General features: G+C 66.0%; 10 protein-coding genes. 8 read left to right on the forward strand and 2 right to left on the reverse strand.

What is annotated here, in order from left to right; genetic code table 11:
* Positions 1-91: 91 nt before the first annotated feature.
* From ASE82_RS00845 to ASE82_RS00855, 3 genes are all read left to right on the forward strand, one after another.
* On the forward strand, positions 92-445 hold the full coding sequence (locus tag ASE82_RS00845) for a HesB/IscA family protein (protein ID WP_056057673.1): 354 nt from the start codon (positions 92-94) through the stop codon (positions 443-445).
* A 304-nt stretch (positions 446-749) separates the two neighbouring features.
* The gene (locus ASE82_RS00850) at positions 750-2141 is read left to right on the forward strand and encodes an amino acid permease (RefSeq protein WP_056057675.1); all 1392 of its coding nucleotides are present in this window, start codon (positions 750-752) and stop codon (positions 2139-2141) included.
* Positions 2138-3010, forward strand: coding sequence for an S-methyl-5'-thioadenosine phosphorylase (locus tag ASE82_RS00855; RefSeq protein ID WP_056057677.1), 873 nt, complete (start codon positions 2138-2140; stop codon positions 3008-3010). Before ASE82_RS00850 ends, ASE82_RS00855 begins: the two co-directional genes overlap by 4 nt.
* A gap of 551 nt (positions 3011-3561) precedes the next feature.
* Here ASE82_RS00855 and acnA read toward each other — a convergent pair.
* Both acnA and ASE82_RS00865 read right to left on the reverse strand, forming a co-directional pair.
* Positions 3562-6246 carry an aconitate hydratase AcnA gene (gene acnA, locus ASE82_RS00860; protein ID WP_056057681.1) on the reverse strand — a complete coding sequence of 895 codons (2685 nt, stop codon included), beginning with the start codon at positions 6244-6246 and terminating at the stop codon, positions 3562-3564.
* 204 nt (positions 6247-6450) lie between these two features.
* A complete protein-coding gene (locus ASE82_RS00865) occupies positions 6451-6801 on the reverse strand; it encodes a hypothetical protein (protein WP_056057684.1) in 351 nt (116 codons plus the stop codon).
* Between the two features lie 131 nt (positions 6802-6932).
* On the opposite strand from ASE82_RS00865, the gene ASE82_RS19195 reads away from it, so the two are divergent.
* The 5 genes from ASE82_RS19195 to ASE82_RS00885 all read left to right on the forward strand — a co-directional run bounded on the left by ASE82_RS19195 (position 6933) and on the right by ASE82_RS00885 (position 14094).
* Complete coding sequence (locus tag ASE82_RS19195; RefSeq protein WP_156348714.1) at positions 6933-7082, forward strand: hypothetical protein; 150 nt, start codon at positions 6933-6935, stop codon at positions 7080-7082.
* Positions 7083-7306: 224 nt separating this feature from the next.
* Positions 7307-10711 (forward strand): autotransporter family protein, encoded by a 3405-nt coding sequence (locus ASE82_RS00870; protein WP_235524319.1) that lies wholly within the window; start codon positions 7307-7309, stop codon positions 10709-10711.
* Between the two features lie 346 nt (positions 10712-11057).
* Positions 11058-11528 carry a MarR family winged helix-turn-helix transcriptional regulator gene (locus ASE82_RS00875; protein ID WP_056057690.1) on the forward strand — a complete coding sequence of 157 codons (471 nt, stop codon included), beginning with the start codon at positions 11058-11060 and terminating at the stop codon, positions 11526-11528.
* Positions 11525-12934 (forward strand): efflux transporter outer membrane subunit, encoded by a 1410-nt coding sequence (locus tag ASE82_RS00880; RefSeq protein ID WP_056057692.1) that lies wholly within the window; start codon positions 11525-11527, stop codon positions 12932-12934. Before ASE82_RS00875 ends, ASE82_RS00880 begins: the two co-directional genes overlap by 4 nt.
* Entirely contained in the window at positions 12931-14094 is a 1164-nt protein-coding gene (locus ASE82_RS00885; RefSeq protein ID WP_056057695.1) for an efflux RND transporter periplasmic adaptor subunit, read from the forward strand. Before ASE82_RS00880 ends, ASE82_RS00885 begins: the two co-directional genes overlap by 4 nt.
* The last annotated feature ends 87 nt before the right edge of the window (positions 14095-14181 follow it).

The following is a 14181-nucleotide window of genomic DNA, read 5'->3' on the forward strand; positions in this document are numbered from 1 at the left end:
GAGGGGTTAGGGGAGGGGAGAGCGGAACGCTGCTGTTCAAGCCCTCCCCCGACCCCTCCCGCAGGCGGGAGGGGAGCAGAAGGAATTGGTGATGGCGACGACATTGCGAGCACGGCCGGCGGCGCTGAACCTGACGGCGACGGCGCATGCGCGGATCGCCGACCTGATGGCTCGGGCTCCGGAGGATGCGATCGGAGTGAAGCTGTCGACGCCGAAGCGTGGGTGTTCGGGGCTGGCCTATTCGGTGGATTACGTCACCGAGGCCAAACCTTTCGACGAGCGGATCGATACGCCGGGGGGGACCTTGTTCGTCGATGGCGGGTCGATTTTGTACCTGATCGGGTCGACTATGGATTGGGTCGAGGACGACTTCACCGCTGGCTTCGTGTTCCAGAACCCGAACGCCAAGGGTGCTTGCGGGTGTGGGGAAAGCTTCACCGTTTGAATCCCGGCATCAGATAGCTTGTGTCCCCGCGAAGGCGGGGACCCAGACTGCACTCCCGGCTTCGCGGGAGAACAAGGACGAGCGGACTGCCGTTCGATTTCGTCTCCCCTCTACCACCCCGGCGAAGGCCGGGGCCCAGTTGGGAAACGCTGCTGACATAGCGCTGCGCATCGTCACGATGACCTTGCCGACTGGACCCTGGCCTCCGCCGAGGAGGATATTGGCGCTCGGGTAAGTGGTTGGCTGGTGCCTTGCCCGCCGCGCCCCACCTGTGCCACTCCCCGCGCAACAAAAGGGGATATCCGTGGCCAGTCTGTTTCGCCGAAAAATCGTAACCGAGCAGCCGCCCGAGCATCAGCTCGCGCGGACGCTATCGTGGCCGCATCTGGTGGCGATGGGTGTCGGTGGGATCGTCGGTACCGGCATCCTGACACTGATCGGCGTCGGTGCAGGGCTTGCCGGACCCGCCGTAATCCTGTCCTTCATCATCGCCGGCGGGATCTGCGCCTGTGCCGCGCTCGCCTATGCCGAGATGGCGACGATGATCCCGGCCTCGGGCAGCGCGTACACCTACAGCTATGTCGTGCTCGGCGAGCTGATCGCGTGGGTGATCGGCTGGAGCCTCATTCTTGAATACTCGCTGGTCGTGTCGACCGTCGCGGTCGGCTGGTCGGGCTACGCTGCGCCGTTGCTGCGCGGCGCGTTCGGCTTCCCCGAGGCACTGACGCTCAGCCCCGAGCTTGGCGGCATCCTCAACGTGCCCGCGATCTTCATCATCGCGGTCGTGGCGGGCGTTCTGTCGTTCGGCACGCGCGAGAGTGCGACGCTGAACGCTGTGCTGGTCGGCGTGAAGATGATCGCGCTGACCGTGTTCGTGTTCATCGCGCTGCACTATTTCAACAGCGCGAACCTCCACCCGTTCATGCCCTATGGCTTCCCCAAGGCGGTCCAGCCCGACGGCGCCGAGCGCGGCGTCATGGCGGCGGCGGCGATCATCTTCTTCGCCTTCTATGGCTTCGACGCGATCTCGACCGCGGCGGAGGAGACCAAGAACCCCGGCCGCGATCTCGCGATCGGGATCGTCGGGTCGATGGTTGTGTGCATCGCGATCTACATCCTCGTCGCGGTCGCCGCGGTCGGCGCGCTGTCCTACACCAAGTTCGCCGGCAGCGCCGAGCCACTCGCGCTGATTCTGCGCGAGATTGGTCGGCCGGGGTTTGCGACCTTCCTCGGCGCTTCCGCTGTCATTGCGTTGCCGACGGTGCTGCTCGCGTTCCTGTTCGGGCAGAGCCGGATCTTCTTCACGATGGCGCGTGACGGGTTGCTGCCGTTGAGCCTTGCCAAGGTGTCGCGGCGGGGCGCGCCTGTGCGGATCACGTGGATCACCGCGGCGATCGTCGCGGTGATTGCAGGCCTGTTGCCGCTCGCCGAGATCGCCGCGCTCGCCAACGCGGGGACGCTCGCCGCGTTCGTCGCGGTCTGCGCGTGTATGCTCGTTATGCGCCGCCGGGCGCCCGACGCGGTACGGACGTTCCGGGCGCCAGCAGCGACGCTGGTTGGGACGATCGGTATCCTTGGGTGTCTATATCTGTTCTTCAGCCTGCCTTCGAAGACGCAACTGTATTTCGGACTTTGGAACCTGCTCGGGCTGGTGATCTATTTCGTTTACGCACGGCCTAGGGCGCTCGCCGAGTGAGTGGCTGGACGATCGGCGTCATCGGCGGGTCGGGGCTGTATGCGGTCGATGGGATCGAGGACGGGCGTTGGCAGACGGTGGAAACGCCCTGGGGCGAGCCGTCCGATGCTATCTATACCGGGCGAGTCGGGCATGTCGGGGTGGCGTTCCTGCCGCGGCATGGGCGTGGGCACCGGATCTCACCGTCGGAGCTGAACGCGCGCGCGAACATCGATGCGTTGAAGCGGCTTGGCGTGACGGACGTGCTGGCGGTGTCGTCGGTCGGGTCGCTGGTCGAGCAACGGCCGCCAGGGAGTTTCACCGTGGTCGACCAGTTCATCGATCGCACCAAGGGGCGGCCGTCGAGTTTCTTCGGCACCGGCCTCGTCGCGCATGTCTCGATGGCGGACCCGGTCTGCCCGCGACTGGCGCGCTATGCCGCCGACGCCGCGCGTGAGGCGGGTGCGCAGGTCGACGACCGCGGCACCTATCTCGCGATGGAAGGCCCGCAATTCTCGACGCGGGCGGAAAGCCGGCTCTACTGCCAATGGGGCTGCGACGTGATCGGGATGACCGCGATGCCCGAGGCGAAGCTCGCGCGGGAGGCGGAGCTTCCGTACGCGCTGGTCGGCATGGTGACGGATTACGATTGCTGGCGTGAGGACGAGGCGGGCGTCGATGTGACGCAGGTCGTGGCGCAGCTTGGTGCCAATGCGGCGAAGGCTCGGGCGATGGTGATGGCGTTGCTGCGCGCCTTGCCGGTGGAGCGGGAGGCTTCGCCGATCGATACGTGCCTGGATAGCGCGATCATTACGGCGCGGAAGGCTCGTGATCCGGCGTTGGTGGCGAAGCTGGATGCCGTGGCGGGGCGGGCGCTTTCTCGGGGCTGAAGCTTGGCCTTGCCCTCACCTTTCCCACCGGCAAGAGCCGGCGGGCTCCTTCCCTCTCCCGATGGGAGAAGGGGAGACGGCGAAGGCGGCGAGGGTGAGGGCAGGGGGCGCTGGCGATGGCGCTTGAAACCCTGGGCTCCCGCTTTCGCGGGAGAACAGGTTGGCAGCGCTTAACTAAAAGTTCGTCCGTCGCCCCGTCCGACATATCGCTGCAACATATCGGGACGAAAGGGAGTGGGTCGCCGCCCCTCTCCCCCTGTGGACGGCGACTTGACCGGGTCTCCCCTGTCCCGGTCTTCTCCCTGAACTACGGGGCGATCCTTGCGATCGCCCCGCCTTTTTCGATTGGGAGTGCGGGGAATCGCGGCGAAAGCCGCGCGGCAATAGCTTGAGATTTTGGAAGTCTATCGACCCTCCCCCGCTTGGGGGAGGTGGCAGGCGGTTGCCTGAGGGAGGGGGGAGGTAAGGGGAACCTCTGTTCCGATGTCCTCCCCCTCCGTCACCTACGGCGCCAACTCCCCCTTGCGGGGGAGGATCAATAGGGCGCAGTCTTACGCGGCCAGCTTGCGCAGGACGTAGTGGAGGATGCCGCCGTTTAGGAAGTATTCCAGCTCGTTGACGGTATCGATCCGGCACTTGGTGTGGAACGTCTCGCTCGACCCGTCAGCGCGGGTCATCTCCACGGTGACGTCCTGACGCGGACGGATGCTCGCGACGTCGAGGATCGTGAAGGTCTCCGAGCCGTCGAGGCCGAGCGTCTTGCGATCGGTGCCTTCCGCGAACTGCAATGGCAGCACGCCCATGCCGACCAGGTTCGAGCGGTGGATGCGCTCGAAGCTTTCGGTGATGACCGCGCGGACGCCGAGCAGGTTGGTGCCCTTCGCCGCCCAGTCGCGCGACGAGCCGGTGCCGTATTCCTTGCCGGCGACGATCACCAGCGGGGTGCCGTCCTGCTTGAAGCGCATCGCCGCGTCGTAGATCGCCATGACCTCGCCGTCGTACTTCGACATGCCGCCCTCGATGCCGGGGACCATCTCGTTCTTGATGCGGATGTTGGCGAAAGTGCCGCGCATCATGACATCATGGTTGCCGCGGCGTGCGCCGTAGCTGTTGAAGTCCGCCTTGCTGACCTGATGCTCCTGCAGGAAGCGGCCCGCGGGGCTGTCGGCCTTGATCGAACCGGCCGGCGAGATGTGATCGGTGGTGATTGAATCGCCGAGGATCGCGAGCGGCTTGGCGTCGATGATGTCCTGCACCGGCGACGGCGTCATGCTGAGGCCCTCGAAGTACGGCGGGTTCGCGACATAGGTCGACCCTGCGCGCCATGCGTACGTGTCCGAGCCCGTGACGTCGATCTCGCGCCACTTGGCGTCACCCGCATAGACGTCGCCGTAGCGCGCGCCGAACATGCCGGCGTCGATGTTGGCGTCCATCGTCGTGCGAACTTCCTCGTTGGTCGGCCAGATATCGCGCAGATACACGTCCTGGCCGTCCGAACCCTGGCCCAGCGGCGTCTCGATCATGTCGGTCGTGACGGTGCCCTTGATCGCATAGGCGACGACGAGCGGCGGCGAGGCGAGGAAGTTGGCGCGAACGTCCGGCGACACGCGGCCTTCGAAGTTGCGGTTGCCCGAGAGCACCGACGCAGCGACGAGGTCGTTCTCGTTGATCGCGGCCGAAATCGCAGGGGCCAGCGGCCCCGAGTTGCCGATGCAGGTCGTGCAGCCATAGCCGACGAGGTTGAAGCCGAGCGCGTTGAGGTCCGCGGTAAGCCCGGCCTTGTCGAGATAGTCGGTGACGACCTGCGAACCGGGGGCGAGCGAGGTCTTCACCCACGGCTTCGACTTCAGGCCGAGCGCGTTCGCCTTGCGTGCGACGAGCCCTGCGGCGACCAGCACCGACGGGTTCGACGTGTTGGTGCAGCTGGTGATCGCGGCGATGACGACGTCGCCGTCGCCGATGTCATGCTCGCGGCCTTCCACGGCGACGCGCGCGGGCTGCTCCTTGTGGTACAGCTTGTGGAGGTCGCTGTTGAACACCTCGTCGACCTTGTTGAGGCTGACACGGTCCTGCGGGCGCTTCGGGCCTGCGAGCGACGCGACGACGGTGCCCATGTCGAGCTCGAGCGTGTCGGTGAAGACGGGGTCCTCGGCGTTCTCGTCGCGCCAGAAGCCGTTCGCCTTGGCATATGCTTCGACCAGCTCGACATTCTCGTCCGAACGTGCCGTGAGGCGCATGTAATCGAGCGTCTTGTCGTCGATCGGGAAGAAGCCGCAGGTCGCGCCGTATTCGGGCGCCATGTTGGCGATCGTCGCGCGATCGGCGAGCGTCATCGACGACAGGCCGGGGCCGAAGAACTCGACGAAGCGGCCGACCACGCCCTTGGCGCGCAGCATCTGCGTGACGGTGAGCACGAGATCGGTGGCGGTGATGCCCTCGTTCAGCTTGCCGAGCAGTTTGAAGCCGACGACCTCGGGGATCAGCATCGACACGGGCTGGCCGAGCATCGCGGCCTCGGCCTCGATCCCGCCGACGCCCCAGCCGAGCACGCCCAGGCCGTTGATCATCGTCGTGTGGCTGTCGGTGCCGACCAGCGTATCCGGATACGCGATCATCGTGCCGTCGCCGTGGTCACCCGACGACGCCGACGACCAGACTGCCTGGCCGATATATTCGAGGTTCACCTGGTGGCAGATGCCGGTGCCGGGGGGGACGACCTGGAAATTGTCGAGCGCCTTGCTGCCCCACTTCAGGAACTCGTAGCGCTCGATGTTGCGCTCGTATTCGAGATCGACGTTGTCGTGGAACGCCTGGGGCGTGCCGAACTCGTCGACCATCACCGAGTGATCGATGACGAGGTGGACGGGGACCTGCGGGTTGATCTTCTCGGGGTTGCCGCCAAGCTTGGTCATCGCGTCGCGCATCGCGGCGAGGTCGACCACGCAGGGAACACCGGTGAAATCCTGCATAAGTACGCGGGCGGGGCGGTACTGGATCTCGCGGTCGCTGCGACGCTCCTTCTGCCAGTCGACGATCGCCTGGATATCCTCGCGGGTGACGGTCACGCCGTCCTCGAAGCGGAGCAAATTCTCGAGAAGGACCTTCATCGAGAACGGCAGGCGGCTGATGTCGCCGAGCTGCTCGGACGCCTTGGCGAGGCTGTAATAGTCGTACGACTTGCCGCCGGTGGAGAGGCTGGTGCGGGTCTTGAGGGTGTCCTGGCCGATGGCAGTCATAGGGGTCCTTCCCGTGGGCGTCGGGCCGCCGGGCGCCGAGGGGAAAGCAGCCGTATAGGCCACGCGGGCGCGTCGGGGACCGAGCGAAAAATGCTGTTACCGGAGGGGCCTTAGCAAGGGGGAGCGCATCGGGGAAGGGCGCGGGAGTGCCGTAGGCCGGTTATTCCGCCTTCGCGTTGCCGAGTGGACGAGTGCACTGGCGCGTCAGGCGGGACCATCGCTTTCGTGGACGCCGGCGGCGCGTCGCAGGAACAGGTTCATGCGATCGACCGCGGAACGGGTAAGCGTTATCGTACCGCCGTCCGAATAGGGCTCGATCTGCGCATCCGCGACGAGATGGGCGAGCCAGCGCTGGCCCACCGCGGGCGGCGTCTTCGTGAGCGCCATCAGGTCGGGTGCGGTAATGGCTTCATCGCTGGCTTCCGCGACGAACAGCCGTAGCAGCATGTTCCACGCGTGTTCGTCGAAGATCTCGCTGGGAAATATTTCCCCACGCATGTCGCGTACCGTGAGGAGGTTTTCCGCGGTGCGGGCCGAGTCGGTGTCGATTGCCATACGCTAACATGACAGATCGCGGTTGCGACGCGCTAGCAAAAATAGCGCGATTTCGTGGCTAACACAGGTTGCCGAGCGCCGTGATAACCTAGCGCATTGCGCACGATCGCTCCGGCGGCGAACGTGGGGGTATGGGCCCCGATACCGAAGAAACGCGGATTTTGCGCGATGCCATCGAACATGCCTTGGCAATTGCCGATGCGCAGCGACGGTATCTAATGGCGGCGTTGCTGGCACATTGCCTCGACGAACTGGCGGACAACCCTCCAACAAGCGCGTGATGGTGCCAAGCCGGGCACCGCCTCTGTTCATTATCGCCGCTGTCGTCACGAAACACCGAAGCGTCCAAACCGGCCGAGCGGTGACAATTTTACAACGTTTAAGACAGAATGTTACAGTTCCCTGAATAAGGCGTAGTCATTGATTGCGTTCCCAAAATGGTCTGCATACCCTCTCCATATTGGCGTACGTCCCAGAGCGGGTGGCGCGAACAAGGGGATGTAACGTGACGACTATCGCTACCTTGCGCACGCGCGGCGCACGCACCGGATCGCGCCATGCGCGCGCGACTCTGCTGACCTCGACGGCGTTGCTCGCCGCGGCGACGCTGCCATCGATCGCTGCCGCGCAGGACCGCCTGCCGCGCATGGAATCGATCGCCTATGGAAGCACGCTGAACCCGGTCGATGTCGTTTCAGAACCCAACATCGTGATCTCGGCGCCGGGCACGCCGACCACAGCGCAGGATGTCGCTGGCGGCGTCAACGGCGTAGGCCAGATGACGATCTCGACGGGCGGCGGCGGCGTCGGCCTGTGCACGGGGACGCTGATCAATCCGCGCACCGTGATCTTCGCCGCGCACTGCGTGAACGAGAACGCTGCCGGCACCGGCGCGCAAAACCCCTGGGGCTACGGCGCGCAGGGCGGTGGCATCCCGATCGCGTTCGGTTTCCAGCAGAACAACCGTCCAGCGCTGCTCGACTGGTTCCTACCGACCACCGCGACCGGCGCGGTCAACACGCAGCAGTACAAGACCAACACCGCCAACTTCCTCTATAACGTCAACCAGGTCGTCTATAACGCCGACTCGCTGAAGCTCGGGCTCGCGCAGAACTTCCTGCAGGGCGACGTCGCGATCGCGACGCTGGACACGCCCGCGGCCAACGTGCCGACCTGGGCGCTGCTGCTGTCGGCGCTGCCCGCACCTGCCGCGATCAGCGACACCACCGGCACCGGCTACCACGTCACGATCACCGGCTATGGTCGCAACGGCCAGGGCGGTACGCTCGTCGGCGACACCAACGGAATCGATTACCGCCGTCGCATCGCCGAGAACACGATCGGCATCCTCGGCTCGTTCGACGACCTCAACGGCTTCCTCTACGGCTCGATCGATGGGATGCCGCAGAACCTGTATCAGCTCGATTTCGACGATCCCCGCCGTGGCACCGCCGCTGCCAGCCCGTACGACTTCAACATTTTCAAGGACAACGCACTACCCAACGAGGGAACGACCGCAGGTGGGGATTCGGGTGGGCCGCTGATCCTCGACCGGACTTTCGCCAAGCAGGTCGTGATCGGCGTGTTGTCGGGCGGTAACCGCTTTTACAACGAGACACCGTTCGGAGCTTACGGGACGGCGAGTTTCTACCAGCCGCTGTATCTGTTCGCGGACTATATCGCTGCCAACAACCCCTATCGCTATGTGCAGACCAAGACCGGCGACGGCTTGTGGACCGATGCGTCGCACTGGGTGACCGCGCTCGATCCGAACTACCAGATCATCGTCGACGGCAAGCTCGTGAACGGCGTTCCCACCACCGTCGGTGCGGGCATCGCAGGCGATGGCAACAAGTTCGGTCAGGTCTGCTTTGAGATCGACTGTCTCGATGTGAAGACCGGCGTCGAGACGATCGGCGGCGTACCGGTGGCCAACGGGCCACGTCCTGCCGCCGGACCTGCGCTAGCGGCGCTGTCGCCCACGCTTGCCAACGGCCTGCCGGGCGCGAGCAATTTCGTGCCAAACAACATCGATCCCGATCGCACGACACAGCGTAGCGCACGCTATTACGACGTCACGTTGTCGGCGGCGGGCACGACCACGCTAAACTCCGCGGTGACGGTCGACAAGTTCACCGTCGCGGGCAGCACGGCGAAGCTGGCGGTGACGTCGGCCGGGTCGCTCACCAGCCTGATGGCGATCAACCAGGTGACCGGCGTCGTCCAGAACGACGGCGTGATCTCGACCCCCGGCGATTACTTCATGCTGTCGGGCATGCTCACCGGTTCGGGGCGGATCAACACGCCATTCTTCACCAGCGTCGCCGGGATGATCGCACCCGGCACGACGGGGACGATCGGCACGCTGACGATCGGCGGCAACGGCGTGCTCGCCTCGAGCACCAACCTGCTGGTCGATCTCGGCCCGAACGGCACCTCGGACAAGCTCGCCTTCGCGGCGACGACGTTCAATGCGGCAGGGGCCGCGACCAACGGCATCGTCAGCCTCAGCGGTCGCGTCGGGTTCGCGCCGGTCGCCGGCTATACCGTGCGGTATAACGATCTCTACACGATCCTGACCGCACAGGGCGGCATCACGGGCGCGTTCGGTGCGGCGACCCCGCTGAGCGCGATCCTGACACCGAGCTACGTCTACAGTGCCAATGCGGTGCAGGTCCGGATCCTCGCGGGTCAGTATCGCAACGTCGTCGATGCAACGCCGGTCCAGTCGGCCTATGCCGGGCTGCTCGACCAGAACCGCTCCAACTATGCGGCGCTGAGTGGGGTATATGGCTCGCTCGACCTGCAGAATGCGGCGACGATCCGCTCGACGCTCGAGGGCCTTGCGCCGCGGGCCGAGACGCTCAAGTCGAGCCTCGGCGTCGCGTCGATCGACACGATGTCGCGCTTCTACCGTGATCACATCGCGCAGATCGATACGCGTGGCGGGCTCGGCGGTACGCTCGCGCTGATCGGCAAGCCGGTCCAGGTCGCCTCGCTGATGGCGAGCGACCTGCCGGGTGGGCAGGACACGATGAGCGACTCGAGCGGCACCGTGTTGCAGCAGGGTCGTCTGCCCGACGACATGAGCGGCTTCATCGCGGGCGGCTATATCGACGGCAAGAGCCGGTCGATGCCGGGGACCAATCCGTTCGGCGGGCATGACAAGTTCGACGGCTATTTCGCGGCTGTCGGTCTTGAAAAGCAGGCAGGCGAGGGCGGCGTGATCGGCTTCTCGTTCTCGTACACCAACACCGACGGAACAACCGGCGGGATCGCGCAGCGCGCGAAGGGCGAGCTGTTCCAGGGCACGCTGTACGGCAAGCTGGAGACCGCATCGGGGATCGTCCTCGATACGCAGTTCAGCGCGGGCGCGTTCGTCGCCAAGACCGATCGCAATGTCGGCTTCGTTGGCACTAGCTATCGTCTTCGCGGCACCGACAACGCGTTGACCGTCGTCAGCGAGGTTGGGCTTGGCAAGGCGTTCGACCTGTCGATGCTCAAGGTCGGCCCGCGCGTGTCGATGCGCGCCAGCCATATCGGCTTCGGCAAGTCGATCGAGAATGGCGGCGGACCGGCTCTGTTCGTCGATCGCGACAGCTTCGACAGCCTGCAGGGTCGCGCCGGGCTGACGCTCAGCGGCGGCACCTCGATCCGGCCGTATGCTGCGGCGAACTACGTCCACGACTTCCAGTCGACGCCGGGCGTGTTCGGTGCGAACTTCGTCGGCGGGATCGGTCCGAACGCACTGTTCGCGCTGGCCGGGCAGGACAAGAACTGGGGCGAGATCAGCGCCGGATTGACTCTGGTCGGCGACAGCGTCGACATCTCGGTCGGTGCTGATACCACCGTCGAGCGCAAGGACGTGTCGAACCAGTCGTACAAGGGTTCGATCAAGATCCGCTTCTGATCGGGGCAGTTCCAGATCGTTGGAATGGCGAAAGGGTCATCCGCTCATGCGGGTGGCCCTTTTTCATATTCGCGGCCGAGCTGGCCTGAGATTTGGGGGACTGAACGCTTTCGAGGCGCGTCCATCCACCAGTCCGCCGTCCTGACGAAAGTCAGGATCCAAAGCCGTGAAGGGCGGTCATCCGTTACCCTGGATCCTGACTTTCGTCAGGATGACGGAGGGTCGGAGCGCGCGCTTGGACGACTTGTCGTACCTCGGGCCGCCACAACACGAACGTCCGCCGTCATCACCTCAACATGCAAAACGCGCAATTGACTGCCTGGGCAATGGTTGCCATAGCAACGAAATGGCGTTCTACACCAAATCGGAATTCGGACCGGACTGTTCGCTCGGCTACCTCGCGCGACGGATCCATCAGATCGGGCAGAGTCTGATCGAGCCGGTGTTCGCGGCGGAGGGTCTGTCCGGGACGCAGTGGTCGGCGCTCATGTCCATCCTCGCAGGCCGGGCGGCGACGTGTGCCGACCTCGCGCGCGATCTTTCGCACGACAAGGGTGCGACGACGCGGCTGGTCGACGCGATGGAGCAGAACGGGTGGGTCACGCGGTCGCGCGCGAGCGACGACCGGCGCGTGTTGAATCTCGAACTGACGTCCGACGGCGAGGCGGTTGCGATCCGGTGTCGCGATAAGATCATCGAATACTGGAATAGTCTGCTGACGGGCTGGGACCGGGCTGAAATCGAGAAGCTAATCGAATTGATGCAGAAGCTCCGCACGACGCTGGACGACGCTCTGACACAAGGACGCCGCGCATGAAGATTGGCACTGCCCTGGCCCCGCTCACGGTGGCGGGGCTGCTCGCGGGATGCGCGATCCCGGCGTCGAAGACCGTCGTGGAGCCGGTATCGGCCACTGCGCTGGGGCTGGCTCCGGACGCCGCGCCGGTGATCGCGGCCGACTGGTGGCGGTCGTTCGGCGATCCGCAGCTCGATCGGCTGGTGCGCGATGCGGTCGCGGGCAGCCCGTCGCTCGATGCGGCGCTGGCACGGGTCGCGCAGGCGCAAGCGGTGCTGTCGACGCGGCGTGCTGACAATGGCCCCGACGTGACGCTCGATGCGCAAGAGCAACTCGCGCGGCTGAGCGGTCGCTATACGATCCCACCGCCCTATGCGGGGTCGACACGGTTCGTCGGGTCGACCGCGGCGAACCTCAGCTGGAACCTCGATCTGTTCGGACGCCAGAAGGCTGCGATCGAGGGCGCGCGGGCGTCGGTGCGTGCGGCTTCGCTCGACGTTGCGGCGGCGCGGATGGCGCTGTCGGGGGCGGTCGTGCAGACCTATATCGATCTCGAACGCGCCGAGGCGCAGGCGGGTATCGCGCAGCGGACGATCGCGACGCGCCAGAATTCGCTGAAGCTGGTGAACGTGCGGATCCGCAACAATCTGGCGAGCAAGCTCGACGCGCAGGCCGCGACGACGCTGCTGGCGCAGGCGCGGCAGGCGTTGCTGAGCGCGCAGGCGGCGCGGGTGCTCGCGAAGAATGCGCTGGCGGCACTGGCAGGGCGTGGCGCGGATTATCCGGCGACGATCGGTGCGACTGCGTTGCGGCTCGATGCGGCGCTGCCGTTGCCGAAGACCGTACCGGCCGACCTGCTCGCGCGACGTGCCGATATCGCGGCGGCGCAGGCGCGGATCGAGGCTGCGGCCGCCGGGCGTCAGGTTGCGCGGAAGGCGTTCTATCCGAACGTCAATCTCGCGGCGCTCGCAGGGTTCCAGGCGGTCGGGCTCGGCAATCTGTTCTCGCTCGATGCCGGCACGGTCGGCGTCGGGCCGGCGATCCACCTGCCGATCTTCGACAATGGCCGGTTGAAGGCGGATCTCGCGGGCGCGACCGCCGCGCTCGATCTGGCGACCGCAGATTATAACGACCGGGTGATCGGTGCGGTCCGCGAGGCGGGCGATGCGGTGGCACGGATCGGGGCGCTCGACGCCGACCGGCAGCGACAGCGCGAGGTGGTGCGCGGCTATGCCGAGACCGGGCGGCTGAACGCGATCCGGGTGTCGAGCGGCCTCGATAGCCGGCTCGATCTGGTCGACAACGATGTCCGCACGCTGGCCGCCGAGCAGGCCGATGCCGACCTCGCCGCCGATGCCGCGCAACAGCGCGTGCAGCTCGTGCTGGCGCTGGGTGGTGGTTATGATTTTCAGGGGATGACGCGATGACCGATACGCAAACGCCGGCGCCCGCCGCAGCTCCGACCGGCAATCCACGTGCACGGAAGCGCGCGCTGACGATCCTAGGCGTGGTCGTCGTGATCGGCGCGATCGTGTGGGCGGTGTTCCACTTCCTGCTCGCTGCGCCCGAGCAGGAGACCGACGATGCCTATGTCGCGGGCGACGTGGTGGCGATCACCGCGCGCGATCCGGGGCAGGTGACCGCGATCCATGCCGACAATACGCAAGTCGTGAAGGCGGGCCAGCCGTTGATCGACCTCGACGCTGCGACTGCCGATGTCGGCGTGGCTTCGGCGGAGGCGGAACTCGCGCGGGCGGTGCGCGCGACACGGTCGGACTTCTCGAAGGTGAACGAGACCGGGGCTGCGGTCGTGCAGGCCGAGGCCGAACTGGCGCGGGCGCGGAACGATCTCGCGCGTCGTCGTGGGGCGGCCGCGGAGGGCGCGATCTCGGGCGAGGAGCTGAGCCACGCGGCGGACCAGGCGAAGGTGGCGAGCGCGACGCTGCAACTTGCGCGTAGCCAGCAGGCGCAGTCGAAGAACGGCGTCGTGGGCACCACGGTGTCCAACAACCCGGCGGTGCTGGCGGCGATCGCGGCGTATCGACGCGCGGCGATCACGCGGAGCCATATGCACGTCGTTGCGCCGATCGACGGCGTGGTCGCGCAGCGGACGGTGCAGCTTGGGCAGCAGGTTTCGGCGGGACTGCCGCTGATGGCGGTGGTGCCGCTCGACCGGGTCTGGGTCGATGCGAACTTCCGCGAGACGCAGTTGCGCGATCTGCGGATCGGGCAGGCGGCGACGGTGACGGCGGACATGTACGGGGACGACCTGGTGTATCATGGCCATGTCGTCGGGCTCGGTGCGGGTAGCGGCAATGCGTTCGCGCTGCTGCCGCCGCAGAACGCGAGCGGGAACTGGATCAAGATCACGCAGCGCGTGCCGGTGCGGATCGCGCTCGACAAGGGTGAGCTGCGGCGCAATCCGTTGCGGGTCGGGCTGTCGGTGAACGCGATCGTGGATACCGCGAACAAGTCGGGGACGATGGTCGGGCGACCCGCGGTCGCGGCGTACAAGGGGCTTCAGACCGGGCAGGGCGATGCCGCGGTCGACGCGAAGATCCGCCAGATCATCGCGGCCAACCGGTGATGATTTTGCGGTGGCCATTACTCCGGTGCGGTCCTGCTTTCCTTGTTCTCCCGCGAAGGCGGGAGCCCAGTCTGGGTCCCCGCCTTC

The organism is Sphingomonas sp. Leaf230, from assembly GCF_001421745.1.
Taxonomy (GTDB): Bacteria; Pseudomonadota; Alphaproteobacteria; order Sphingomonadales; family Sphingomonadaceae; genus Sphingomonas.